At 61.6% G+C, this 25,587-nt stretch carries 24 protein-coding genes; 13 read left to right on the top strand and 11 right to left on the bottom strand.

The features are described from left to right. Positions 1–55: 55 nt before the first annotated feature. The 5 genes from AC244Q_RS00755 (at position 56) to AC244Q_RS00735 (ending at position 5,891) form a co-directional block, all read left to right on the top strand. A complete protein-coding gene (locus AC244Q_RS00755; protein ID WP_128406017.1) occupies positions 56–1,222 on the top strand; it encodes an ABC transporter permease in 1,167 nt (388 codons plus the stop codon). Next, entirely contained in the window at positions 1,219–2,163 is a 945-nt protein-coding gene (locus tag AC244Q_RS00750) for an ABC transporter ATP-binding protein (protein ID WP_113547154.1), read from the top strand. The genes AC244Q_RS00755 and AC244Q_RS00750 overlap by 4 nt, the downstream gene beginning before the upstream one ends. Beyond that, on the top strand, positions 2,160–2,909 hold the full coding sequence (locus tag AC244Q_RS00745; protein ID WP_113547153.1) for an ABC transporter permease: 750 nt from the start codon (positions 2,160–2,162) through the stop codon (positions 2,907–2,909). The genes AC244Q_RS00750 and AC244Q_RS00745 overlap by 4 nt, the downstream gene beginning before the upstream one ends. 48 nt (positions 2,910–2,957) lie before the next feature. Then, positions 2,958–3,353 (top strand): VOC family protein, encoded by a 396-nt coding sequence (locus AC244Q_RS00740; protein ID WP_011650298.1) that lies wholly within the window; start codon positions 2,958–2,960, stop codon positions 3,351–3,353. A gap of 81 nt (positions 3,354–3,434) precedes the next feature. After that, positions 3,435–5,891 carry a glycoside hydrolase family 2 protein gene (locus tag AC244Q_RS00735; protein WP_113547213.1) on the top strand — a complete coding sequence of 819 codons (2,457 nt, stop codon included), beginning with the start codon at positions 3,435–3,437 and terminating at the stop codon, positions 5,889–5,891. 246 nt (positions 5,892–6,137) lie between these two features. On the opposite strand, the gene AC244Q_RS00730 is transcribed toward AC244Q_RS00735, so the two are convergent. Beyond that, positions 6,138–6,530: a PRC-barrel domain-containing protein gene (locus AC244Q_RS00730; RefSeq protein ID WP_011650296.1), complete on the bottom strand. Its 393-nt coding sequence runs from the start codon at positions 6,528–6,530 to the stop codon at positions 6,138–6,140. Between the two features lie 246 nt (positions 6,531–6,776). On the opposite strand from AC244Q_RS00730, the gene AC244Q_RS00725 reads away from it, so the two are divergent. The 3 genes from AC244Q_RS00725 (at position 6,777) to otsA (ending at position 12,247) form a co-directional block, all read left to right on the top strand. Further along, positions 6,777–8,477, top strand: coding sequence for a long-chain fatty acid--CoA ligase (locus tag AC244Q_RS00725; protein WP_113547152.1), 1,701 nt, complete (start codon positions 6,777–6,779; stop codon positions 8,475–8,477). Positions 8,478–8,628: 151 nt separating this feature from the next. Beyond that, on the top strand, positions 8,629–10,254 hold the full coding sequence (pgi, locus tag AC244Q_RS00720; RefSeq protein WP_113547151.1) for a glucose-6-phosphate isomerase: 1,626 nt from the start codon (positions 8,629–8,631) through the stop codon (positions 10,252–10,254). 577 nt (positions 10,255–10,831) lie between these two features. Next, positions 10,832–12,247: an alpha,alpha-trehalose-phosphate synthase (UDP-forming) gene (gene otsA / locus AC244Q_RS00715; protein ID WP_012755875.1), complete on the top strand. Its 1,416-nt coding sequence runs from the start codon at positions 10,832–10,834 to the stop codon at positions 12,245–12,247. A 75-nt stretch (positions 12,248–12,322) separates the two neighbouring features. Here the strand turns inward: otsA and AC244Q_RS00710 are convergent, their stop codons facing one another. Further along, positions 12,323–13,285 (bottom strand): acyl-CoA desaturase, encoded by a 963-nt coding sequence (locus tag AC244Q_RS00710; protein WP_113547150.1) that lies wholly within the window; start codon positions 13,283–13,285, stop codon positions 12,323–12,325. Between the two features lie 169 nt (positions 13,286–13,454). Here AC244Q_RS00710 and AC244Q_RS00705 point away from each other — a divergent pair, with 169 nt between their 5' ends. Beyond that, the gene (locus AC244Q_RS00705) at positions 13,455–13,835 is read left to right on the top strand and encodes a metalloregulator ArsR/SmtB family transcription factor (RefSeq protein WP_041935453.1); all 381 of its coding nucleotides are present in this window, start codon (positions 13,455–13,457) and stop codon (positions 13,833–13,835) included. A gap of 171 nt (positions 13,836–14,006) precedes the next feature. Here AC244Q_RS00705 and AC244Q_RS00700 read toward each other — a convergent pair whose 3' ends face one another. The 3 genes from AC244Q_RS00700 to AC244Q_RS00690 all read right to left on the bottom strand — a co-directional run bounded on the left by AC244Q_RS00700 (position 14,007) and on the right by AC244Q_RS00690 (position 16,413). After that, positions 14,007–14,933, bottom strand: a complete 927-nt coding sequence (locus tag AC244Q_RS00700) for a carbohydrate kinase family protein (protein ID WP_017995920.1) — start codon at positions 14,931–14,933, stop codon at positions 14,007–14,009. A gap of 61 nt (positions 14,934–14,994) precedes the next feature. Then, positions 14,995–15,684 (bottom strand): orotate phosphoribosyltransferase, encoded by a 690-nt coding sequence (locus AC244Q_RS00695; RefSeq protein WP_113547149.1) that lies wholly within the window; start codon positions 15,682–15,684, stop codon positions 14,995–14,997. Positions 15,685–15,759: 75 nt separating this feature from the next. Continuing rightward, positions 15,760–16,413: a TetR/AcrR family transcriptional regulator gene (locus AC244Q_RS00690; protein ID WP_113547148.1), complete on the bottom strand. Its 654-nt coding sequence runs from the start codon at positions 16,411–16,413 to the stop codon at positions 15,760–15,762. A 101-nt stretch (positions 16,414–16,514) separates the two neighbouring features. Here AC244Q_RS00690 and AC244Q_RS00685 point away from each other — a divergent pair, with 101 nt between their 5' ends. The 4 genes from AC244Q_RS00685 to AC244Q_RS00670 all read left to right on the top strand — a co-directional run bounded on the left by AC244Q_RS00685 (position 16,515) and on the right by AC244Q_RS00670 (position 19,639). Further along, complete coding sequence (locus tag AC244Q_RS00685) at positions 16,515–17,339, top strand: NmrA family NAD(P)-binding protein (RefSeq protein ID WP_128406018.1); 825 nt, start codon at positions 16,515–16,517, stop codon at positions 17,337–17,339. After that, entirely contained in the window at positions 17,327–17,824 is a 498-nt protein-coding gene (locus tag AC244Q_RS00680; RefSeq protein WP_206641048.1) for an anthrone oxygenase family protein, read from the top strand. Before AC244Q_RS00685 ends, AC244Q_RS00680 begins: the two co-directional genes overlap by 13 nt. Before the next feature lie 97 nt (positions 17,825–17,921). Beyond that, complete coding sequence (locus AC244Q_RS00675) at positions 17,922–18,551, top strand: glutathione S-transferase family protein (protein ID WP_113547211.1); 630 nt, start codon at positions 17,922–17,924, stop codon at positions 18,549–18,551. A gap of 527 nt (positions 18,552–19,078) precedes the next feature. Continuing rightward, the gene (locus AC244Q_RS00670; protein ID WP_113547146.1) at positions 19,079–19,639 is read left to right on the top strand and encodes a hypothetical protein; all 561 of its coding nucleotides are present in this window, start codon (positions 19,079–19,081) and stop codon (positions 19,637–19,639) included. 211 nt (positions 19,640–19,850) lie between these two features. Here the strand turns inward: AC244Q_RS00670 and AC244Q_RS00665 are convergent, their stop codons facing one another. The 6 genes from AC244Q_RS00665 to AC244Q_RS00640 all read right to left on the bottom strand — a co-directional run bounded on the left by AC244Q_RS00665 (position 19,851) and on the right by AC244Q_RS00640 (position 25,566). Continuing rightward, entirely contained in the window at positions 19,851–20,387 is a 537-nt protein-coding gene (locus tag AC244Q_RS00665; RefSeq protein WP_113547145.1) for a glyoxalase superfamily protein, read from the bottom strand. A gap of 190 nt (positions 20,388–20,577) precedes the next feature. Next, entirely contained in the window at positions 20,578–21,756 is a 1,179-nt protein-coding gene (locus AC244Q_RS00660; protein WP_017995914.1) for a GGDEF domain-containing protein, read from the bottom strand. A 173-nt stretch (positions 21,757–21,929) separates the two neighbouring features. After that, positions 21,930–22,976 carry a dihydroorotase gene (pyrC, locus tag AC244Q_RS00655; RefSeq protein ID WP_012755863.1) on the bottom strand — a complete coding sequence of 349 codons (1,047 nt, stop codon included), beginning with the start codon at positions 22,974–22,976 and terminating at the stop codon, positions 21,930–21,932. A gap of 111 nt (positions 22,977–23,087) precedes the next feature. Further along, on the bottom strand, positions 23,088–23,720 hold the full coding sequence (locus tag AC244Q_RS00650) for a nucleoside triphosphate hydrolase (protein ID WP_003556147.1): 633 nt from the start codon (positions 23,718–23,720) through the stop codon (positions 23,088–23,090). Further along, positions 23,717–24,499, bottom strand: coding sequence for an ATP-binding cassette domain-containing protein (locus AC244Q_RS00645; RefSeq protein WP_003556145.1), 783 nt, complete (start codon positions 24,497–24,499; stop codon positions 23,717–23,719). The genes AC244Q_RS00650 and AC244Q_RS00645 overlap by 4 nt, the downstream gene beginning before the upstream one ends. A 2-nt stretch (positions 24,500–24,501) precedes the next feature. Continuing rightward, positions 24,502–25,566: an ABC transporter permease gene (locus AC244Q_RS00640; protein WP_012755861.1), complete on the bottom strand. Its 1,065-nt coding sequence runs from the start codon at positions 25,564–25,566 to the stop codon at positions 24,502–24,504. Between the last annotated feature and the right edge of the window lie 21 nt (positions 25,567–25,587).

Here is a 25,587-nt window from a genome sequence, read left to right as displayed (position 1 = left end):
TGCCCGCTCCGCCCGATTACGGGCGGAGCTTTCTTTCCTGACAGGATTGGGATTCATGGCAGAAACCTTAGCGGTCCGCAGGCTGGACCGGCTCGGCGTGGTTCTGGTGGCCGGCGGCATCGCGGCAACAGCACTGCTGCCCTTCATCTACGTGAAGGCAAACCGCATCGCCGCCGGCAAGCCGATGCTGCTGATGCAGCTTCTTCCCCAGCCTTCCGTCGTCATCCTGACCGTGCTTCTCCTTCTCACCGCCTTCGCCACGCTGTTCCTCACCAATGCGATCGCGCGGCTTGTCATCGCCACACTCTGCCTTGCGGCGCTGATCGTTGCGATCGGCCTCGTCTCGACAGCGGCAACGCCACCCGGCAGCACGGTGGCGCGGATGACGCCCGGCGGCGGCTTCTGGGTGCTGTTTGCCGTGATCGGCCTCGTCATATCCGATGCGCTGGTGAAGGTCCGGTTGGCGCCGTGGATGCGGGTCGCAGCCCTGGCCGCCTATACGGCGCTGCTCTTCATTTCGCTCTTCTCCGGCCTGCTCGACAGCCTTTCGATCATGAAGGAATTTTCGACACGGGCTCCGCAGTTCGAAACCGAAGCGATCTCGCATCTGCTGCTGGCGTTCGGCTCGCTTGCCATCGCCATTGTTCTCGGCCTGCCGCTCGGCATTCTCTGCTTCTGGGTGCCGAAGCTGCGAGCCATCGTGCTGCAAGGCCTCAGCCTCATTCAGACGATCCCGAGTCTGGCACTCTTCGGCCTGTTGATGCTGCCGCTCGGCTATCTCGCCACCCATGTGCCGCTCGCCGCCGCGATCGGCATCCGCGGCATCGGCACGGCGCCTGCCTTGATTGCACTGGTGCTCTATTCGCTGCTGCCGATCGTCGCCAACACCGTTGTCGGCCTGCAGGGCGTCGATCCCTCGGTGCGGGATGCTGCGGCCGGCATGGGGCTGACACGCTTGCAGATCCTTGTTGGAATCGACATGCCGCTCGCCTTCCCGGTTATCCTCACCGGTATCCGCATCGTGCTGGTGCAGGCGATCGGTATGGTGACGATTGCCGCACTGATCGGCGGCGGCGGCTTCGGCATCTTCATCTTCCAGGGGCTCGGCCAGACGGCCATGGACCTCGTCCTGCTCGGCGCCGTGCCGACCGTCTTCTTCGCCTTCTCATCGGCCGTCATCCTCGATGCGGTCATCGAAAGCATCCGGGGATCTGCCGCATGACCATGATCGAGATCAGGAACGTCACCAAGCGCTACGGCACGGCCACCGTCGTCGACGACGTCTCGATGAGCGTCGAGAAGGGCGAGATCACTGTCATCGTCGGCACGTCTGGCTCCGGCAAATCGACGCTGATGCGGATGATCAACCGGCTGGTGCCGATCACCGAAGGCGAGATCTTCGTCGGCGGACAGAATGTGATGGACGTTCCGGTGACCGAGCTTCGCCGCAAGATCGGCTATGCGATCCAGGGGCACGGCCTCTTTCCGCACCGGACCGTGGCGCAGAATATCGCCACCGTGCCGCAGCTTCTCGATTGGGATTCCGCCCGCATCGCCAAGCGGGTCGAGGAACTGCTCGGGCTCTTCAACCTCGATCCGGCAACATTTGCCGATAAATATCCGCATCAGCTCTCCGGCGGCCAGCAGCAGCGCGTCGGTGTCGCCCGGGCGCTGGCGGCCGAACCGGAGCTGCTGTTGATGGACGAACCCTTCGGCGCGCTCGATCCGGTCATCCGCGGCAAGGCGCAGGACGACCTCTTGGCGATCCAGAAGCAGTTCGGCACGACGGTTATTCTCGTCACCCACGACATGGACGAGGCCTTCCATCTCGGCAACCAGATCGCGGTGATGAGCGAGGGCAGATTGCTGCAATGCTCGACGCCGGAAAAGATCCTCACAGAACCCGCCGATCCCTTCGTGCAGCAATTGACCGGGACGTCCGACCGGGCCTTGAAGCTGATGTCGCTGCTGCCGCTGAAGGAAAGCATGGAGCCGGCCAAGAACGGTCTCGCCTACGCTCTGCCGCAGTCGCTCAGCCTGCGTGATGCGCTGGCCGAGATGATCTGGCAGGGGGTCGATGAGGCGGCCGTGCAGGACGGCGAAAAGGCGCCTGTGGGATCGATCTCGATGACGCGGCTGCTCGAACTGGGCCGCAAGGCATGAAGCTCGTCGTCGCCAATCTCTTCCGCCTGGCGGCGCTGGCTTTGCTGCTCATCCTGCTGTTCAGGACGGAGTGGCTTTCCTTCATGCTGGTGCCGCTGATCAGCAATAATGCGCCTGCCGTCTATACCCAAAACAGCCTTGCTTCACTGGCCGCCGGCCATCTGCAGCTGGTGATCGGCTCAATCGTCTGCAGCGCCGTGCTCGCCGTTATCGGCGGCATCTTCGTGACGCGGGAAAGCGGCGCTGACTTCCTGCCGCTGTCGCGCGCCATCGCCAATGCGGGGCAGACCTTTCCGCCGGTCGCGGTGCTGGCGCTCGCCGTTCCCGCCACCGGTTTCGGCGCCATGCCGACGCTGATCGCGCTCTTTCTCTACGGGCTGCTGCCGATCTTCGAAAACACCGTTGCCGGCTTGAAGCAGGTTTCGCCGCAGGTTCTCGATGCCGCCGACGGCATGGGCATGAACGGCACGCAGCGGCTGTTTCGCGTCGAGCTGCCGCTTGCCCTGCCGCTGATCCTCGAGGGGCTGAAGGTCGCGACCGTGATCAATATCGGCACGGCGACGATCGGCTCGACGGTTGCGGCCAAGGGCCTCGGCGAGGTCATCATCGCCGGGCTGATTTCCGACAACACCGCCTTCATCCTGCAGGGCGGCCTGATCGTCGGCCTGATGGCGGTGCTGATCTATGACGCCATGGGCTTGATCGAAGGCGCGATTACGCGAAGAATCGGCTTGCGCGCGGCGTAGGAGGACGGGTACCAAGACCGCCGTGATGGATGACAAAGGGAGGCAGAATTGGCGAAGATGATCCACTCCATGATCCGCGTTCTCGATGAGGCGCGCTCCGTCGAATTCTACGAGAGGGCCTTCGGCCTTTCGGTCGCCGACCGCGTCGATTTCGAGACCTTCACGCTGATCTATATGAGCAATGCCGAGACCGGCTTCGAGCTGGAACTGACGGTCAACAAGGGCCGGACCGCGCCCTATGACCTCGGCAATGCCTATGGCCATCTCGCCGTCTCCGTCGAAGAGGTGGCGGTCGAGCGCGAGCGGCTGTCGAAGCTCGGGCTCAAGCCGGGTGAACTGGTGGAGCTCAACCGGGACGGCAAGCTCTTCGGTCTGTTTTTCTTCATCAGCGATCCGGATGGCTACAAGATCGAGGTGCTGCAGCGCCACGGCCGGTTTCTCTGAGGTACCTGACGCCGAACCACCGGCACGTTCCAATCCATAGATAATCCCACAGCTTCAAGCGGCATGCATCAGGAGCCCGCCATGATCGAAAAGACTGCGCTCAATTCCGGCTGGACGCTCTCCTGTAACGATACAGTAAGGCTCGGCCTGCCGGCTGCAATCCCCGCGACGGTGCCGGGCTGCGTGCATCTCGACCTTCTCGCCAACCGGCTGATCGCCGATCCCTATATCGACGTCAACGAGATCACCAATGACTGGATCGGCAAGACCGACTGGACCTATCGCTGCAGTTTCGAGGCGATGCCTGACGATGCCAGGGTGCAGGAACTGGTCTTCGACGGGCTCGATACGGTCGCGGTGATATCCCTAAACGGCGAAGAGATCGGCTGCACCTTCAACATGCACCGTACCTATCGTTTCGATGTTTCCCGGCTTCTGAAGGCTGGCCAGAACGAACTCACGGTCACCTTCCGCTCCGCCTACGCCTATGGAGCGGAGATGGAAAAACATTACGGCTACCGTCCCAACAACTACCCGGGACCGGGCAATCTGATGCGCAAGATGGCCTGTAATTTCGGCTGGGACTGGGGGCCGACGCTGGTGACGGCAGGCCTCTGGAAGCCGGTCCGGCTGGAAAGCTGGGATCGGGCGCGGCTTGCCGAAACACGGGTATCGGCAATACTTTCCGGCGGCGACGGCCTAGTGAAGGTCCATGCCCGGCTGGCGCGGCATGGAGATAAGACGCCGTTGAGGCTCGTTGCCGAAATCGGCGGCGTGAGCAAGACGGTGGCGATTGCGCCTGATGAAGACGCGGTTTCCTTCGAGCTTGCCCTCCCCTCGCCGCAGCTCTGGTGGCCGCACCATCTCGGCGCGCAGCCGCTATATCCAATGACGCTGAGGCTGTTCGACGAGGCCAGCGACGATCTGCTCGACAGCTATCAGCGTGAACTCGGTTTCCGCTCGCTGCGGCTCGATACCGCAGCCGACGACCATGGCTCGGCCTTTACCTTCATCATCAACGACGTGCCGCTCTTCATCTGCGGGGCAAACTGGATTCCGGACGATTGTTTTCCCCCGCGGTTGACGGCCGAGCGTTATGCCGCGCGGATCGAGGAAGCAAAGGCCGCCAATATTCATATGCTGCGCGTCTGGGGCGGCGGCATCTTCGAGGCCGACGAGTTCTATGAGGCCTGCGACCGCAAGGGCATGCTGGTCTGGCAGGATTTCCTCTTTGCCTGCGCCGCCTATCCGGAGGAAGAGCCGCTCAGAAGCGAGGTCGAGGCGGAGGTGCGCGACAATGTCGTGCGGCTGATGCCGCATGCCTCGCTCGTCCTCTGGAACGGCAATAACGAGAACATCTGGGGCTTCGACGAATGGGGCTGGCGGCCGATCATCAAGGCGGGCGAAAGCTGGGGGCTCGGCTACTATCTCGACCTGCTGCCGAAACTCTGCGCCGAACTCGATCCGGACCGGCCCTATTATCCCGGCAGCCCCTATTCCGGCTCGATTGAGATCGAACCGAATGCCGACGGTCATGGCTGCAAACATATCTGGGACGTGTGGAACGATGTCGGCTACGAGGTCTACCGCAATTATATCCCGCGCTTCTGCTCCGAATTCGGCTGGCAGGCACCGGCGGCCTGGGCGACGATCGAAGAAAGCGTGCATGATGCGCCGCTGACGCCGCAATCGAACGGCGTCTTCCACCATCAGAAGGCGACTGAGGGCAATGACAAGCTGATCCGCGGCCTGTCCGGCCATCTGCCGGAGCCCCGGACGATGGACGACTGGCACTTCGCCACCCAGCTCAACCAGGCGCGCGCCATCCGTTTCGGCGTCGAGCACATGCGCTCGCATCGGGATATCTGCAAGGGTGCGGTGGTTTGGCAGTTCAACGATTGCTGGCCGGTGACCTCGTGGGCCGCCCTCGATTCGGCTGGGCGCCGCAAGCCGCTCTGGTATGCGCTGAAGGCGGCCTATGATCCGCGCCTGCTGACGATCCAGCCGCGCGACGGCGGGCTTGCCGCGGTTGCGGTCAATGAACGAACGCTGTTCTGGCGGGCGAAGATCAGCGGCAAACGCCTGAAGCTCGACGGCACCGTGCTTGCCGAATTCGAATTCTGGCGGCTGCTGTGCGACCGCTTCGAGGCAAAGGAATTTCCGCTGCCTGAGGATATCGTCACCCCCGGCTTACCGAAGGACGAGCTCATCGTCGTGCAGATGCTGGACAGGCGCGCCTTCCACTATTTCGTCGAGGATATCGAGCTTGCCCTGCCGGCGCCGCGGCTGACGGTCGATGTCGTCGGGATCGACGGCGGGTATGCGGTCAAGGTGACGGCGCAAAACTTCCTCAAGGATCTCTGCCTGATGGCCGACCGGCTGGATCCGCATGCCGTCGTCGACACGATGCTGGTGACGCTGCTGCCGGGCGAGAGCCATTTGTTCGTGGTCAAGACGGCAAAGGCGATCGTGGCAGACGACATTGTCGTCGGCACCGTGCTGCGCTCGGCCAACGATCTTGTTGTCGGTTCGCGCTAGTGGCTGCCCCTCACCCTAACCCTCTCCCCGTAAAAACGGGGAGAGGGGACGTGTGCCCTGCGAGAGGCTGAGGGAACGGAGAGGCCGCGGCATACCCCTTCGCCCCGCGAGCGGGGAGAAGGTGGCGGCAGCCGGATGAGGGGCAACCATTGGCGCGAACCAACAATAGGCAGCCATCGGCACGAACCAAACGCTAAAAAGGCCCCGCATCCGCGGGGCCCTTCCAGCTCGGCCTATCGGACGACGTTACATCCAGTAGGGCGGCACGCCGTAGTAATCATAGACCCGGCGGCCATTGTCGTTGTACCAGGTGTCGTCATCGTCCGAATAGCTCGGGGCGCCTTCGATCTGCTCCTTGGTCAGGTCGATGCGATAGCCATCCAGCTGGGTGTCGTAGTTCAGCTTTTCCCAGGGAAGCGGATAGTGATCGTGGCCGATGCCCAGGAAGCCGCCGAAGCTAAGCACGGCATAGGCAACACGGCCGTCGAGCTTTCCAATGATCAATCGTTCGATCGAGCCGATATGCTTGCCATCGGCCCCATAGACACGGGTGCCCTCGACGCGGTCGCTGGCGATCAGCGAGTGGGTGCTCTTGACATTCGGGTCACGGCGGGTGGCGTCAGTATCCTGGTTCAACATTGTGCACCTCCTTTTGGTGTTCCTCGTGATGAGTATGCGAGATCAACGTCATGGCGGACTCAAAGTTCCCGATCCTTCCACCGATCGCGCAGCGAGCGAATGTTGACGTTTACGTCAAGGTTAGTATAGCTTCATTCGGCTTGAACCGTTCAGGCAATGGCATAAGCTGCCGGACTGGAAGATGGAGGATCTTTCTGGTTATCTGCCGAATGATGTCGGCGCGGCGGCCGCAGGGGAGAGAGACAGATGAACAGCATTTCCGTCCATCCAAACGGCGCCAGGCCGGACAAGCCCTGGCTTGCCGCCTACCCCGATATCGTTCCGGCAGAGATTCCGCCGCTGGAATATGCCTCGCTTGCCGAACTGCTGGAAAAATCCTGCGCCCGTTATGCCGACCGGACCGCCTTTTCCAGCATGGGCAAGGGGATGCGCTACCGCGAACTGGAGAGCCAGACGCGCAAACTCGCCGCCTGGCTGCAGAGCACCGGCCTTCAGAAGGGCGACCGCGTCGCTGTGATGATGCCGAACGTGCTGCAGAACCCGATTGCCACCTATGCCATCCTGCGCGCCGGCCTCGTGGTGGTGAACGTCAACCCGCTCTATACGCCGCGCGAACTCGAACACCAGTTGAAGGATTCCGGCGCCAAGGCGATCTTCGTGCTGGAGAATTTCGCACGCACGGTCGAGCAGGTCCTCAACAAGACGGATCTCCGCCATGTCGTCGTCACCTCGCTCGGGGAAATGCTGGGGCCGAAGGGGCTGATCGTCAATTTCGTCGTGCGCAAGGTGAAGAAGCTCGTTCCCTCCTGGTCGATCCCTCAGCACAAGAGCTTCGGCCAGGTGCTCCGTGAAGGTGCGGGAAAAAAGCTCCAGCCGGTCACGCTGACGGGCAGCGATATCGCTTTCCTGCAATATACCGGCGGCACGACGGGCGTTGCCAAGGGCGCGGTGCTGACGCATCAGAACCTGCTTGCCAACAAGGCGCAGCTGTCGCTCTGGCTTCGATCGGCCTTCGAGCGCAAGAAAGAGCCGGAGGTGCTGAATTTCCTCTGCGCCCTGCCGCTCTACCACATCTTTGCGCTGACGGTGAATTCGCTGATGGGCATGTCGCTCGGCGCCCACAATATACTGATCGCCAATCCACGCGACATTCCCGGTCTCGTCAAGGAATTCGAAAAGTCGAAGGTGCATATCTTCCCCGGCCTCAACACGCTGTTCAATGCGCTGATGAACAATGCCGATTTCGCCAAGCTCGACTTCTCCTCGCTGATCATGTCGCTCGGCGGCGGCATGGCTGTGCAGCGCCCGGTCGCCGACCGCTGGCTGAAGATGACGGGCACGGCAGTGACAGAGGGGTACGGCCTTTCCGAGACATCGCCCGTTGCCACCGCCAACCGCTTCGATTCGCCTGAGTTCACCGGCACGATCGGGCTGCCGCTTCCCTCCACCGAACTCGACATCCGCGACGAAGCTGGCAATTCGCTACCGCTCGGCGACGTCGGCGAGATCTGCATCCGCGGGCCGCAGGTGATGGCCGGCTACTGGCAGAAGCCGGAGGAGACGGCGCGGGTGATGACCGATGACGGCTATTTCCGCTCGGGCGACATGGGCTTCATGGACGACCGCGGCTATACCAAGATCGTCGACCGCAAGAAGGACATGATCCTCGTCTCCGGCTTCAACGTCTATCCGAACGAGATCGAGGAAGTCGCCGCCATGCATGCCGGCATCCTCGAGGCCGCAGCCATCGGCGTGCCGGACGGACATTCCGGCGAGGCGGTCAAACTCTTCGTCGTCAGGAAGGATCCGAACCTGACGGAAGCCGAGGTGAAAGCCCATTGCATCGCCAACCTCACCAACTACAAGCGGCCGCGCTTCATCGAGTTCCGCACCGAGCTGCCGAAGTCGCCTGTTGGTAAGATCCTGCGCAAGGACCTGCGCGGCTGAATTCGACGATTTGATGAATTAGAGGCTTTCCTGAAGGGGCCATCCGCTTGCCGCAGGTGGCTTTTTTCCATTTCGACAGGTGGCTGAACTTGATTTGCGGGTGAGAAAGCGAATAGTTTCCGCAACCTTTCCGCCTCCAAAGGAGCCTCCCATGAACGCCATCGTCGAACAGCTGAAAAGCACCGCTGATGCCACCAAGGCAACCGATATCCGTGCCGCCTTCGCCACCGATTCGCAGCGCTTTTCGCGCTTTTCCGTCGCGCTTGACGACCTGCTGATGGATTTTTCCAAGACGGCGGTGAATGACGACATCCTCAAGCTCTTGGTGAAGCTCGCCGAAGACGGCGGCGTCGAGACGAAGCGCGAGGAAATGTTCTCCGGCAAGACGATCAATTTCACCGAGGATCGCGCCGTTCTGCACACCGCGCTGCGCAACCGCTCCAACACGCCGGTGCTGGTCGACGGCAAGGATGTCATGCCCGACGTCAATGCGGTGCTTGCCGCCATGGGCAAGTTTGCCGACGACGTCCGCTCCGGCACGCTGAAGGGTGCGACCGGCAAGGCGATCACCGATGTCGTCAATATCGGCATCGGCGGCTCGGATCTCGGCCCTGTGATGGCGACGCTGGCGCTTGCCCCCTTCCATGACGGTCCGCGCGCGCATTTCGTCTCCAATATCGACGGCGCCCATATCGCCGATATCCTGAAGCTGGTGCAGCCGGAAACGACGCTGTTCATCGTCGCCTCGAAGACCTTCACCACCGTCGAGACGATGACCAATGCGCAGACGGCGCGCAATTTCATCGCCAAGGCGCTCGGCGAAGCGGCCGTGCAGCACCACTTCGCCGCCGTCTCGACGGCGCTCGACAAGGTCGCCGCCTTCGGCATCGACAGCGCCCGCGTCTTCGGCTTCTGGGACTGGGTCGGCGGCCGTTACTCGATCTGGTCGGCGATCGGCCTGCCGCTGATGATCGCAGTCGGCCCTGAGAATTTCGGCAAGTTCCTCGACGGAGCCCACGCCGTCGACAATCATTTCCGTAAGGCGCCGATTACCGAAAACCTGCCTGTGCTGCTCGGCCTGATCGGCTTCTACCATCGCAATGTGCTGGGCTACCCCACCCGCGCCATCCTGCCCTACGACCAGCGCCTGTCGCGTTTCCCGGCCTATCTGCAGCAGCTCGACATGGAATCGAACGGCAAGGGCGTCACCATCGACGGCACGCCGGTCGAAGGCAATTCCGGCCCCGTCGTCTGGGGCGAGCCCGGCACCAACGGCCAGCACGCCTTCTACCAGCTCATCCATCAGGGCACGAGCATCATCCCCGCGGAGTTCATGATCGCTGCCAACGCCTTCGAGCCGGAGCTGCGCCACCAGCACCAGCTCTTGATCTCCAACGTTCTCGCCCAGTCGGAAGCGCTGATGAAAGGGCGCACCTTCGCAGAGGCCAAAAAGCAGCTGACCGACAAGGGCATGGACGACAAAAAGGCCGATTTCATCGCGCCGCACCGTGTCTTTAACGGCAACCGGCCGTCGATCACCTTCGTCTACGACAAGCTGACCCCTTATGCGCTCGGCCGGTTGATCGCGCTTTACGAACACCGCGTCTTCGTCGAAGGCGTGCTCTTCCGCATCAACTCCTTCGACCAGTGGGGCGTCGAGCTCGGCAAGGAACTGGCAACGGGTCTGCTGCCTGTCGTCGAAGGCAAGGAAAGTGCGGCATCGCATGACTCTTCGACGCAGGGCCTGGTTGCGGCACTGGCGAAGCTGGCGAAGTAAGCGATCGAGATTGCCCCTCACCCTAACCTTGCCGGGGTCAAGCCACTCGTCTCGACCCGTCCTCCGGACCCCCGTTCTGACGGGAAGAGGGACGTGCCCTGCGAAAGGCGAGTGAGGAACGGAGAGGTCACGGCATATTTCCTTCTCCCCGTCAGAACGGGGAGAGGGCGCCGGCAGGCGCGCTGACGCTGGCTCCAACCTTACAAATCAATCTCACGCGCCGGGGCGGATTGGCGCCAACATCGACATTGCCGCCGCAATGGCGAACTGATAGCGGTCGGCCTGGCACATCCCTTTTGATGGGGCCCACGGTGCGAAACCGGATGAACGTTCTCCTAATCAAAAAATTATAGAATGAATTCTTTCAATTCGTTGGAATCGCCCTAGATTCAAGCAAAATCTGTGCGGAAAATGCGCCGTTCGTTGTTCTTGTTGGCATCTGCACCCGGCGCTCGCGTCCGGGTCGGCTCTGTCGATGTCGGCGCCTTCACTGCATGGTCCCTGCCCAAGTTCAGGAGATGCCTCAAGACGCTCGTCACCCAGCGTTTTCATGGCCTATCTTCACCAAAGGAAGCTCATGAGCCGTCTTGTCGTCGTTTCCAATCGTGTTCCCATGCCGGCCAAAGATGGGAGCGCCGCTGCCGGCGGCCTGGCCGTCGCGCTGCAGGCAGCCCTGCAGGAGCGGGGCGGCATCTGGATGGGATGGTCGGGAGAATCGAGCGGGGACAGGGAACCTGGCCCGCTGTCACAGCTGCAGAAGGGCAACATCACCTATGCGCTGACCGATCTCACCGACACCGACGTCGAGGAATATTATCGCGGCTTCGCAAACCGGGTTCTCTGGCCCATCTGCCACTACCGCCTGGACCTCGCCGAATATGGCCGGAAGGAAATGGCCGGCTATTTCCGCGTCAACCGCTTCTTCGCCCACAGGTTGGCGCCGATGATCGAGCCGGACGACATCATCTGGGTTCATGATTACCACCTCATTCCGCTGGCGGCCGAACTGCGCCAAATGGGGCTGAAAAACCGGATCGGCTTCTTCCTGCACATTCCCTGGCCGCCGGCCGACATTCTCGTCACGATGCCCGTCCATGAGGAAATCATGCGCGGGCTCTCGCATTACGATCTCGTCGGCTTCCAGACCGACTACGACCTCCAGAACTTTGCCGGGTATCTCAGAAGGGAGGGAATTGGCGACGACCTCGGAAATGGATTGTTCGATTCCCATGGGCGGATATTCAAGGCCGGCGCCTATCCGATCGGGATCGAAACTGCTGCCTTCGCCGAATTCGCCGAGAGAGCCGCAAACAATATCATGGTACAGAAGACCCGGCGCAGCGTTGAAGGCCGGGACATGATCATCGGGGTCGACCGCCTCGATTATTCGAAGGGCATCATTCAGCGGCTGGAAGCGTTCGAAACCTTCCTCACCAGCAATCCTGCCTACCAGAACAAGGTCACCTATCTGCAGGTCACGCCAAAATCGCGATCGGAAGTTCCCGAATACGAGCATATGCAGGGGATGGTCGCCGAACAGGCCGGCCGTGTCAACGGCGCCATCGGAACGGTCGACTGGGTGCCGATCCGCTATGTCAACCGATCGATCAGCCGCAACGTGCTTGCCGGCCTCTACCGGCTGGCGACGATCGGGCTGGTCACGCCGTTGCGCGACGGCATGAACCTCGTCGCCAAGGAATATGTCGCCGCCCAGGACCCGGATCGCCCGGGCGTATTGGTGCTATCGCGCTTCGCCGGTGCGGCTCGCGAGTTGAAGGGCGCACTGCTGGTCAATCCTTACGATGTCGAAGGCACTGCCAATGCCATCGCCAAGGGCCTTGCCATGTCGCTGGAGGAGCGCCGCGACCGCTGGAGCATGATGATGGAGCATCTGCTAACCCACGACGTCTCGCTTTGGTGCGAAAACTTCTTGGGGGATCTCGTGCTTGCTCCCGAGCTTCGACCGGAGCGTGACTCCCGGATAGGCTCCTGATCGATCGACGTCGACCCGTCCTTCGGACCCGAGGGAAGAAGAGGGAATCGAGACGTAGCGGCAAGGAGGAGGCACTTACGGGCGAGATTCCGCGTGACCTGCTGCGTGATGTGGCGGATGACTGTCGCCCGCCGTTTCAGTTGCGTTGACGCGTCTCAACCCTCGCCTTGGCACGATCGTATGTGGCAGCTTGATCGCCGAAGCCAGACCGAGCCTTGCCAGCAGCCCGATGAAATACCAACCGAGATCCAGCTGCCCCGGCTCGATGCCGAGCCGCGCCGAATCCGGAAAGGCGTGATGATTGCCGTGGAAGCTCTCGCCGAAAGTCACCAGCCCGAAACGCGGGAGGTTATAGCCCTGTACCGCGACATCATCGACACTCCAGCCCTGATGGCCGTCTCGATGCGCGAAATGGCCGACCAGCCAGTGTCCGGTCAGCGACACCGATATCCGCACGGCAATACCCCAGACCACCCATGGCAGTCCGCCGAGCGCAAAGAGCGCGAGTCCCAAGAGAATCTGCTGCGCCATCCATGTCGCCTCCAGAAAACGATAGAAGCGGTCGCGCCGCTCGCGCTCCTCGAGGACGAAACGCGGCGGATGGTCCAGCGCCACGATGCAATGCATCTGCCAGAAGGCATCGATGAAGAAAGACCGCCGATGGGCATAGAGGTCATGGCAGTCTCGCTGCCGTTGCGCCCAGTCGCGAATGTCGTGCGCGTAGATCATACCGAAGGGGCCGGCCATGCCGACCACCGTACCGAGATAGATGAGAAAGTGCTCGATCCAGGTATGAGTGCTGAATGAGCGATGGATCAGCAGCCGGTGCATGCCGACCGAATGACCAAGGCAGATCGTGATGGCGGTCAAGAGGATAAAGACGGCAAAGGCGCTCCAGGTGAAGGTCAGTGGACCACCAATGACGGCAATCAAGGTCATGGCGGTGATCCAGATCGACTTTGCGGGCATCCAGACCACTCTGCCCTTCACCGCATCGCTGCTGTTGTCAATCATTCGTCCAGTGGAAATACTGCTCATGACAAACTCCTTCCCATCGGGCGCATTCTCTACTTGAACATCGCCTACCAATTCATTATTTAAGAAATTACCTAATTACTTTGCACGAACGAAAACAATTAAGCAATGCATTAACTTCTTAATTGATTAACGGATCGATGCGATGATGCCGCAGGCACGGAGACCGGACTTGGACGAAGAGACTTTCGATGACGCTGTAGAAGGCCGCTCCGTCAGCGCCGCCCAGCGGGTATTCCACGCGCTTTCCAGTGCGCCGCGCCGGAAGATCCTCGCCTATCTCTCGGCATCGGGTCTGACCGCTGGCGAGATCGCTGACCGCTTCAGCATGTCCAAGCCAGCCGTTTCGCAGCATCTTTCCATCCTCGAAGCTGCGGGTCTGATCAGACGAGAGAAACAGGGCCAGTTCGTCCACTATTCCCTGATCGAGAACAATCTCGTCAACACGCTCAACGGCTTCGTGCAGGAGGTCTGCCCGGTCGGTCGGCCGATCAAGAAGGAAAGTCAGGCGCGCACCCGGGGCGGATTGGTGCCGGCGAAGCCCGCGAAATAAGCGTTCGAGATTTGCCCCTCACCCTAACCCTCTCCCCGCGAAGAACGGGGAGAGGGGACGTGCCATACCGGACGTCAAGGGGAACGGAGAGGCCGCGGCACATCCCCTTCGCCCCGTGTTTACGGGGAAAGGTGCCGGCAAGAGGATGAGAGGCGGAGGCTTGCTCGAGCCTTAAAGACCGATCTCGCGCGCCCAGGGCGGATTGGCGCCGGCGCGGGAGACGGTGACGGCGGCGGCTTTGGCGCCGAGGGTCAGGGCGTTGCGCAGCGCCTTTTCGTCGAGCGAAGCGACCTGCGCCTTGGTCAGCAGATTATCCATCTTCAGCGACGCCAGGATGCCGGCATCGAAGGTATCGCCGGCGCCGACCGTGTCGACCACGGTGACGCGTTCGCTCGGCACCGTCACCTTGCGCTCCTTGGTATAACCGGAAGCGCCTTCCGCGCCCTTGGTGATGACGACGAGCTTGGCGCCGTGGTTCAGCCAATGGGCGGCGAGCGCATCATGGTCGCCCTGCAGGCCGAACCATTCGAGATCCTCATCGGAGAATTTGACGATGTCGGCTTTGCCGGCCATGCGCTTGATGCGGGCCATATGCGACGGCTTGTCCTTGATGAAACCGGGACGGATATTCGGATCGAGCGAGATGACGCGGCTTGCGGCTTCGCGGTCGAGCAAGGCTTCGTAGGTTTCGCCGCAGGGGCTCGGAATCAGGCTGATTGCGCCGAAATGCAGCGCCTCGCAATCATCGCCGAGATCGGGCAGGTCGGCCGTGGTGATCATCCGGCCGGCCGTGCCCTCGTCGTAGAAGGCATAGGTCGCCTGGCCGTTGACCAGCTTGACGAAGGCGATCGTCGAGGGACGCGACGTGATGGCGCATGGGCTGTAATCGACATTGCTCGCCTTCAGCGTCTCAAGCAGGATTTCGCCCATCATGTCATCGGCGATGCCGGTGAAGAAGGCGGTCGGGATACCGAGGCGGCCGAGCGCGATCGCGGTGTTGAAGATTGCGCCGCCGGCATAGGGCGCAAAGCCCTTTTCGCCGAGCGTCGTGTCCCTCGGCAGCATGTCGATCAAGGCTTCGCCGCAGCACAAAATCATCGTATTCCTCCAACAGCACTTATACGTTCATCAACCGATTAAGCGAGCTTTTGTCAACTAGCTAGAGCGAAAGCTCACTCACCCCGCCATTCCTTCCCGACCAGGCGAGCGGCGCATCGAGGAAGGCCTCGACTTCCGAAAGCGTCTTGTCGTCGAAGAGCTTCTGCGCCTTGGCAACGGCCAGAACATTACGCCAGGTGGCGATGTGATGCAGCCTGACCTTGCCGTCGGCAAAGCGCTGTTCGCCAAAAATGCCGTAGAAGAACAGCGCGATGCCGTGATCGACGATACCGCCGGCGGCACGGACCGCATCGATGAACTTGAACATGCTGCCGCCTGCTGTCGTCAGGTCTTCGATGACGAGCACGCGCGACCCTTCCGGCATATTGCCTTCGATCTGGGCATTGCGGCCATGGCCCTTCGGCTGCTTCCGGACATAGATCATCGGCAGGCCGAGACGATCGGCAAGCAGGGCGGCGAAGGGAATGCCTGCGGTCTCGCCGCCGGCGATGCAATCGAACTGCTCGAAACCGGCATCGCGCAGCAGGGTGCTGGCGGCGAAGTCCATCACCGTCGAGCGGATGCGCGGGAAAGAGAGCAGCTTGCGGCAATCGATATAAACCGGGCTCGCCATGCCGGAGGAGAGTTTATAGGGCTGGGCGGCATTGAAATGCACCGCCTTGATTTCCCAGAGCATCTTGGCCAGCAATTCGGCCATCACGGCGCGGTCGGGAAATGTGGTCTGGATCATGCGGCTCTCCTTCGGCTTGGATCCTTGCGGGAATAGCAGCAAGAGCCCGCCGTTTCCAGACGAAAGGTGCGCTCATTACAGCAGCAGACGGCCGATATCGGCGATCTGCATCTTCTTGAACAGGGCGATCGCCTGGGCGCCCTCCTCCGCATCGAGCGAAACCGCATAACGCACGCCGGCGGCAAGCAGCTGCATCGTCAACCGGGCGATCGCCAGCAACTCCTTGCGGTCGCGATCCGGCCATAGACGGATAAGCACGGCGAGAAATGCCTGGGCATGAAATTCCATGTCCTCGGCATCGACCTGCTGCAGCAGCTTGTCGGTATGGGTCGCATGCCAGATGTCGCGCATGACGGGCTCGCGGCGGAAGAAGGCATAATATTCGTCGATGATATTGGCGAGGGCGCCCTGCAGGGCCGCAGCGTCGGTCACCTTCGCCAGCTCCTCTTCGACACACCGCCTGCCCTGCTCGTTGAAGCGCTCGGCCAATGTGCGGATGATCGAGGTCTTGTCGGGGAAATATTGGTAGAGGGCGCCGAAGGAGAGACCGGCCGTTTCGACGATCTCGCTCATCTTCAAACCGTCGCTGCCATGGCTTTCGATCAGCTGCGAGGCAACCGCGAGGATCTTTTCGAAGCGCTCGCGGCCGCGCTGCTGGCTCGGGATGCGGCGCGGCTGGCCGGTAGATTCCTGCTGGCGCCTGCGCGTTGCGACCGGCTGTTCCGACATGCTCTCTCCTTTTCCGCGTTGACAAACAAAATAAGAGAGATTATCTCATTTTGCAAATGAGAGAGTTTCTCTTGTTTGCAAAATTTGGAAGGAGTTTTGACATGCAGACTTCCGAGATCGTCCTCGTCGGTGGGTCGGGAAAGACCGGCGGCCGCATCATCAAGCGTATGGAAGCGCGCGGCCTCACCGTTCGCGCGGCATCGCGCTCCAGCGCACGTCCCTTCGACTGGGAGGACAGGTCGGCCTGGCGCGGCGCGCTTGACGGCGCATCGAGCGCCTATGTCGCCTTCCAGCCGGACCTATCCGTCGCCTGGGCGGCGGAAGCGATCGAAGCGCTCGCCAAGGTCGCTGTGGAATGCGGGCTTGAGCATATCGTGCTGCTTTCCGGCCGCGGCGAAGAGGGCGCGCAGCGAAGCGAAGCGGCGCTGAAAGCTTCCGGCATAAACACCACCATCCTGCGCGCCTCCTGGTTCTGCCAGAATTTCAGCGAGGGCGCCTTTATCGAGCAGATTCTGGGCGGCCGGCTGCAATTGCCGGCGGGCGAGATCAGCGAACCTTTCATCGATGCCGACGACATCGCCGATGCCGCCGTCGCCGCCTTGACCGACCCGCGCCACCGCAACAAGACCTACGAACTAACCGGCCCTCGGGCGCTGACTTTCCGCCAGGCGGTCGCCGAAATCGCCGCGGCCGCCGGGCGGCCGATCGAATATGAGCAGGTGTCGATGGCGGATTTCACCGGCGGGCTTGCGGCCGCCGGCCTGCCGCAGGGCCTGATCGATCTTCTGGAGGAACTTTTCGGCCAGGTGCTCGATGGCCGCAATTCCAGCGTGATGGGCGGCATCACCGAAATTCTTGGCCGCCCCGCCACCGATTTCAGCGAATATGCCCGCCGGACCGCGGCAACCGGACTATGGAGCGCCTGACCATGCAGATCTTTCTCACCCTCTCCCTCGTGGCCGCGGCGATCGGCAGCGGCCTCGTCGCCGGCATCTTCTTCGCCTTCTCGACCTTCATCATGACCGCCTTCTCGCGGATCCCGGCAGAGCAAGGCATCGCGGCGATGAACTCGATCAACGTGACGATCGTCCGCTCGCCCTTCATGGGCCTCTTCGTGCCGACGGCGATCCTCTGCCTCGTCATCGCCGTGCTCGCCCTGATCGACTGGCGCGGCGGGGTATCCTTTCTGATGCTGGCGGGTGCAGCTCTCTACATCATCGCCTCCTTCCTCTCGACCATCGTCTTCAACGTGCCGATGAACGATGCGCTGGCAAAGGTCGGCGGCAATGGGGCGGAAGCGGTTCAGCTCTGGACCACCTATGTCAGGGACTGGACGCGGTGGAACCATGTGCGGACCATCGCCTCGCTACTCGCCTCGGTCGCCTTCGTGCGGGCGTTGATGATCGTCTGAATGGTTGCTTCCCGGCGATCCAACGCGCCTTTCAGGAATCGGGTGGTTGGCCCCGGGCGGGCATGCGATGTTGGGCAATCGCAGCGAAAGGACCGTCATGTTTACGCTTCACGATTATCTGCCGTCGCAAAATGGCTGGAAGGTCCGGGTTTTGCTCGGCCTGCTCGACATGCCCTACCGCAGTCGCATGGTATCGATCTTCGAGGGCGAGAACCGCACCGAGACGTTCCTGGAACTCAATCCGGTGGGCGCCATCCCGGTTCTCGAACTCGACGATGGTCGTGCGATCGCCGAATCCAATGCGATCCTCACTTTTCTTGCCGAGGGCACGCGCTTCCTGCCGTCAGATCACTATCTGCGCGCCAAGGTCATGCAATGGCTGTTCTTCGAACAGTATCATGTCGAGCCGGTCATCGGCTCGCTGCGCTTCTGGACGTTGACGGGACGGCTGGAGCGCAACCAGGGCATGGTCGCGGGCAAGCGCGAAGCCGCAGCCCGCGCGCTTGCCGCCATCGATCGCAGGCTGACCGACAGCCTGTTTCTTGTCGCCCAGCAGCTGACGATCGCGGATATCGCCGTTTACGCCTATAGCCACCGGGCCGAGGATTGCGGCTTTTCTCTCGCAGCCTATCCCGCCTTCGCCGCCTGGTCCGGCCGCGTTCGGGATGCCATCGGCGCCGATCATCCGGTCTATCAATATAGCATGGACCCACATTCGGCCGGCTAAGACAAAGTCCTGCTCGTTCCGGCTATTTGCCAGCATCCCGGGTGCGGAACGCGCGCCAGGCTGAGATCACAGCGAGCAACAAGAACAGCCCTGCCAAACCAGCCCACAGAGAGCCGCCTTGCGTTAGATTGTCACCGTCGGGAGTGAGGCAACTGGATAGGGCCTGCGATATGCAATCTCGGAACTTCCAGTACCTTTCATAGAATAACCATCCGAAAAAAATCGACAGGAACGCTAAAATCAGGACCGAAACACATTTCATCTGGTTCCCACCCTGCCGACCAGGACTCATTTCCATTGAAGCAACGTCGATGGTGTGACTGTAGGTTCCAAAGACGGAGATGCAAGCGCCGACATCCAAGGGAGCGCCATCCTTGTAGTTTGTCGTTGGTGTATAAGGGGGTTCCGCGACCTCTTAGACGCAGCCAAAATGGTTTTTGCTGCCTGATCGTGCCCCTTGAAGCCGCCAGCCGAAATGTGTCACAGAGTGATTGACATGTTGCGATGTAAAGAGCGGTACGTTGTCCATGGGGTCGAAGGAAGAGAGTGTCGAATGGCCGCTCGGTAAACCGGGCGGGATCCTTCTGACCATGCTGTTTTTGCCGACTGTACTTGCCATTTTCGTCCAGATATCCGGCTTTAACTTTCTGCCGTCAAACGAGTGGATTTCCAAGGCGGCCCTTCCTGCTCTCGCCGTCGGCGTGGTCTCTGCGGCATTGCCGTTCTGGCTTATTTTGAGGAGCAGGCACGAGACCGACGGCGTGAAGAAAGGTTTCGGCCTGCTAATCGCTCCGGTTGCTGGTTATTTCCTCGGAAAGCATCTCGTCGTCATCGCTGTGCCGATGCTATTCGCCGTGATCGCTGGCCATCAGGTAGAGCTTTCCTTCACCGTCGTCGACGCACATGAATGGGGAGACTCAAAATGTCGGACACCGGTTCAGGTCGAAGGGGTTCCGATGTTATTCGACGAAATTTGCCGTGTCCCTGATGACATCAGGCGAGAACTTGGACCGCTACACCGGGTCGCCGTTTCGGGCCGGGGCACCAGTTGGGGTGTCTTTGTGGAAAGTCTGCGCCGGATAGATTGAAGAAACGCCACTGCACAACACCACTTGGCCGTGGGGTGTACAACGAGACGACAGTCCGGGATCAAGACGCCGTGCGCGGACGCCTCAGAGTTCAACGCCGGTCTTGGTCGCCCAGGCACTGAAACTCTTTAGCGGCAGGTCTGCACACGATCGCGGCTTCCAACCTTCGAACTGCCCCCTCTTTGTCACCTGTAAGCCAAGCTGCCCTGGACTATGTTTGCTCGCAAAAGGCGATGCGGTTGCTGAAGGGGTCGATGACGGTCATCTCGAGCCCCCACGGCGCTTGCTCGACGCCGGGCTTCATGTAGCGGTAGTCCTTGCCTGAGAGCTCGGCGTGATAGGCCCGCACATTGGCGACGCGGACGAAGGCCTTGGCGCCGGGGCTGGCGTCGCCGGAATGTTCGCTGAGGTGCAGCGCCATGCCGTCGCGCGAGACCTGGCAATAGAGTGGGAAGTTTTCGCCGAAACGGTGCTCCCAATCGAGATGGAAGCCGAGAAAGCCGCAATAGAACTCCATGGCCTTTTCGACAGAGAAGATGCGGAAGATCGGCATCGGCGGCTCGATGCCGATGGCAGAGGGGTTAGCCCCCGCCGCATCGATCTTTGCCGAGAGGATATTCCACTGATCGAGCCCGAACTGCCGGGCGACGATTTCGAGCGTCTCGCTGTGGGTGAGCGAAATGTCGCGGTCGGCAAGGGCCTGCCGCAATGTCTTTGCCATGAGCTTGGCATCGCGAAAATCGCGCATGATGTCATCCTTCCGTTGGCGGCAAACAGGAAGATCAGTGCCCGCGTCTGCTGACCCGTTCGCCATCGATCGCCAAACGGCAAGGGATGTGAAGGATGTTGTCTGGATACATTCACCTTAACGCAGAAGCGTCGCGGGGCGGCTGGCCGCATCCGGCCGAGGGCGATAATATGAGAGGGTCGGTCAGGAATCAAGACGCGGTGCGTGTTGCCTCGACGGGAACCGCCTTGAGGTAGCTGGCAAGCTCGACCCGGTTGCGGCCGGCGCGCTTGGCGACATAGAGCGCCTTGTCGGCGGCACTCAGCATGGTGTCGAAATCCAAGCTCTTCGAACGGCCGGGGGCGACGCCGACGCTGACCGTGCATGTCAGCACCTCGTCGTCGATATGGATCTCGCGCGCCTCGAACGCCCGGCGGATGCGCTCGGCCGTCAGTTCCGCCCGGCCGGGCATGATCTCCTTCAGCACCAGCACGAATTCCTCGCCGCCGAGCCGGGCAGCGGTGTCGCCGGTGCGGCAATGCGCCGAAAGTTCGCCGGAAAAGACATTGAGCACGCGGTCGCCGGCGGCATGGCCGAAGCGATCGTTGACGGATTTGAAATGGTCGATATCGAAGACGATGACGGCCGTCGTAGTTCCCATCGGGCGCGTGCCGTATTGGTCGAAGAGGGCCCGGCGGTTGAGCAGGCCGGTCAGCGGATCGGTGATCGCATCGAGGCGATGGCGGGCAGCGAGCCGCCATTGATGCAGCGCCAGCGACAGCGCGCCGATCCCGGTCATGCCGGCGATGCAGACGGCAAGGCTCAGGTCTTCGGCCCAGTTGCTGGGGGCTTTGCCGAGCACCAGCTTGCCGTCTGAAATCAGCACCGCGGCGCAGAGAACGAAGGAGATCGCCGTCAACGTATAGAGCACTGTGATGCCGAGGAGCGGCGCCGGTGCTTCGGCACGGGCGAGCCAGTATTGCCGGGCGGTGGCAAAGAGCAAAAGGGCGATGGCGAGATTGTCGGCGATGAAGGCCATGCCGTCATAGCCTGACAGCATCGGCACGACGGAGAAGACCATCGCCGCAAGCGCGCGGATCGCGATGGCGGGGAGAGACACCCGGCCGGTGAGGAATTGTTTGCCGGCGCCCCAGATGGTGGCAAAACCGGCATGAAACAGCACGAAATTGGCGACGCCGAGCCATGTCTCCGGCGTATCGACATAGGCGCTATAGACAAAAATGCCGCTGACGACGAGGACAAGGCCGACGGTGGCGGTGAGCAACACGGTTTCCGAGCGACGGACAAGCCAGCTGCCCATCAGCGTCACCGCAAGGCAGGCCGCGGAGACGCCGAGCGCCAACAGGAGGGAGTTATAGTCAAGCATCATGCTTTTCAGTCTCCGCAGCTATTGTCGCTTCGAATGGCAGCTTATGGGTCCGCGAGGAGGAATGTCTTATGCATCCGTTAACAAATGATGCACCGCACAATACAAATGTTACGCGTTTAACGTCGCGCCGAAGTTTAAGATGAATATTCTATTTAAAATTGAAATCCGAAAGCTTACGCCTGCTGTACCACCTGCCAATGCAGGGGAAACATCGGATCGAACACCGTCACGGGACCGGCGCCGGTTTCAATCCTCGCGGGAAAGACGACCGGGTCGGCCTGCCTCGCCAGGGTGATGCGCTCCTCGTTCGGCTGAAGCCCGTACCAGGCCGGCCCGTTCAGCGACACGAAGGCTTCGAGCCGCTCCAGAGCGCCCTCCTGCTCGAAGACATGGGCGAGGCAGCTCATCGTATTGACCGAGGTATAGATGCCGGCGCAGCCGCAGGCGCATTCCTTCAGCGGATCGACATGCGGGGCGGAATCCGTGCCGAGGAAGAAGCGGGCATCACCGCTGACGGCCGCCGCACGCAAGGCCAGCCGGTGGTTTTCGCGCTTGGCGACGGGCAGGCAGTAATAGTGCGGGCGGATGCCGCCGACGAGGATGGCGTTGCGGTTGATGATCAGATGGTGGGTGGTGATCGAACCGGCGAGATTGCCCTTGGCCGTCTTGATGTAATCGACGCCATCGGATGTCGTCACATGCTCCATCGTCACCTTCAGCTCCGGCAGGCGCTGGCGCAGCGGATCGAGCACGGTTTCGATGAAGACGGCCTCGCGATCGAAGATATCGACCTCCGGCGTCGTCACCTCGCCATGGACGCAGAGCGGCAGGCCGATCTTTGCCATGCGCTCCAACACCGGCATCGCCTTTTCCATATCGCGGACGCCGCCATGCGAATTGGTCGTGGCGCCGGCGGGATAAAGCTTGACGGCGGTGATGAGGCCGCTGTTCTTCCCCTCCTCGACGTCATCGGGGCTGGTATGTTCGGTCAGATAAAGCGTCATCAGCGGCTGGAAGCGATGGCCATCAGGCAAGGCCTTGAGGATACGTTCGCGATAGGCCTTGGCGTCAGCTGACGTGACGACCGGCGGCACGAGATTGGGCATGATGATGGCGCGGGCGAAGGTGCGGCTCGTATCGGCGATCACGCCCTCCAGCATGGCGCCGTCGCGCAGATGCAGGTGCCAGTCATCAGGACGGCGGATGGTGATCGATTGCATGGCAGGCCTCCGAAGCGATGCGTCTGCCGTCTCGATAACACTAAAGCGCGCCGCATTGAAATTGAATCATGCGACGCGCTTTAGCTCTTTTTTCATGCGTGTCGCGCGGCATTACGCCAGCGCGATCTCCAGCGTCACATCGGCCGGGCGGCGGTTTTCGAGGATCAACCGGCCGTTCGGCAGGTCGTTGCCGTAGACCTTGGCGTTGGCGGCCTCCTCGGTCAGGTTGTAACCGCGCCAGCGCGCCCAGAGCCGCTCCTCGAGCACCTCGATCGGCGGCGCCAGCATGATCGAAAAGTCGAAGACGCCTTCGAGTTCGGCCCATTTGCCCAGCGAAAAGAGCAGATAATTGCCCTCGACGATGATGAAGCGGTGATCCGGGGAAACAGGGCGGGCCGAGGCGATGGCGAGTTCACGCGAGCGGTCGAAGACCGGCACCAGAACCTCCTGATCGGCCAGCCTGACGGCGCGAATGATATCGAGGAAACCGCGGACATCGAAGGTCTCGGGGATTCCCTTGCGCGCCAGCAGGCCGCGTTCGATCAGGATGGCGTTGTCCATGTGGAAGCCATCCATCGGCAGGACTTCGGCACTTTCGCCCTTGGCCTTCAGCGCTTCCGCCAGATTGTCGGCCATGGTCGATTTGCCGGCACCCGGCGGTCCGGCGATGGCGACCAGGAAACGCTTGGAATGGCCGGCGCGGTCAAGAACTGCGCCGGCGATTTCATCGATGCGTGCATTCATGCGGCGACGGGCTCCGTCGGCACCGCCTTGGCGCCGGTCATGAAGGCGACGGCGTCGGACATGGTGTATTCCTTCGGATCGATCACCGTCAGCCGCCGGCCGAGACGGTGGATATGGATCCGGTCGGCCACCTCGAAGACATGCGGCATGTTGTGGGAGATCAGCACGATCGGCAGGCCGCGGGCGCGCACGTCGAGGATCAGCTCCAGCACGCGGCGGCTTTCCTTGACGCCAAGCGCGGCCGTCGGTTCATCCATGATGATGACCTTCGAGCCGAAGGCGGCGGCACGGGCGACCGCAACACCCTGGCGCTGACCGCCGGAGAGCGTTTCCACTGCCTGGTTGATGTTCTGGATGGTCATCAGGCCGAGTTCGGACAGCTTGTTGCGCGCCAGCTTTTCCATGGCCGGCCGGTCGAGCATGCGGAACATCGAGCCGAGCACGCCCGGTTTGCGGATCTCGCGGCCGAGGAACATGTTGTCGGCGATCGACAGCGCCGGCGACAAAGCAAGATTCTGATAGACGGTCTCGATGCCGGCGTCGCGCGCCTCCATCGGCGAGCGGAACTGCACCTGCCGGCCTTCGAGGGTAATCACCCCCTCGTCCGGGGTAACCGCGCCCGATATTGCCTTGATGAGCGAGGATTTGCCGGCGCCGTTATCGCCGATGACGGCGAGGATTTCACCCGGATAGAGGTCGAAATCGGCATTGTCGAGCGCGGTCACGCGTCCATAACGCTTGACGAGACCGCGGGCGGTGAGAAGGGGTTCGCGAGCCATGATTACACCGAAACCTTTCTGATCCACTGATCGATGGCGACGGCGGCGATGATCAGCACGCCTGTCAAAAGGACTTTCCATTGCGGGTCGGCGCCGAGCATGTTGAGGCCCATCGACACGACGCCGACGATCATCGCACCGAAGAGCGTGCCGAGAATGGAGCCGCGGCCGCCGAACAGCGAGATGCCGCCGATCACCGTCGCGGTGATCGCCTGGAGGTTAAAATCGGTGACGGCCGACGACGGCGAGATCGAGCCGTTGCGGCCGATCGAGACCCAGGCGGCCAAGCCGGCAATGACACCCGAGATGGCGTAAACGGTCAGCAGCACCTTCTTGGTCTGAATGCCCGAGAGCTTGGCTGCCTCCGGATCGTCGCCGACGGCATAGACATGCCGGCCCCAGGCGGTGTGATTGAGGACATACCAGAGCACCAGGACGAGCAGCACCATGGCGATGACGCCGAGGGTCAGCACGGCGCTGCCGAGCTTGAAGCTCACGGCGAAAAGATGCAGCAGCGGCGCCTTTTCGTCGACGTCGGTATCGCGGATCGTCTCATTGGCGGAATAGATGAAATTCGTCGCCATGACGATGTTCCAGGTGCCGAGCGTGACGATGAAGGGCGGCAGCTTCATGTAGGCGACGAGGAAGCCGTTCAGCAATCCGCAAAGGCCGCCGACAAGCATGCCGGCTGCGACCGCGATCGGCGTCGGTATGCCGTAGGTGATGGCGACATTGCCCATGATGACCGCCGAGATCACCATGATGACGCCGATCGAAAGATCGATGCCGGCGGTCAGGATGACCAGCGTCTGGGCGGCGCCGAGAATACCGACGATGGCGATCTGCTGCAGGATGAGCGTCAGCGTATAGGACGAGAAGAACCGTCCGCCGATGGTGATCCCGAAGATGACGATCGCCAGCACCAGCACGATCAGCGGCACGGCGGCCGGCGTCGAGTGCAGAAAATGCTGCGCGCGCTTGATCAGCGAGACTTTCTCGTGCTCGAAGGAGGCAACGCTCTTGTCGCTGCCGTCGAGGACACGTTCGAATTCCTGTGTTCCGGTCATGGTTCCTCCTCCGCATCCGCG

Source organism: Rhizobium sp. CB2179 (assembly GCF_057653455.1).
The sequence above is the reverse complement of the archived record's forward strand: the minus strand, read 5'-3'. Positions and strand labels throughout refer to the sequence as shown.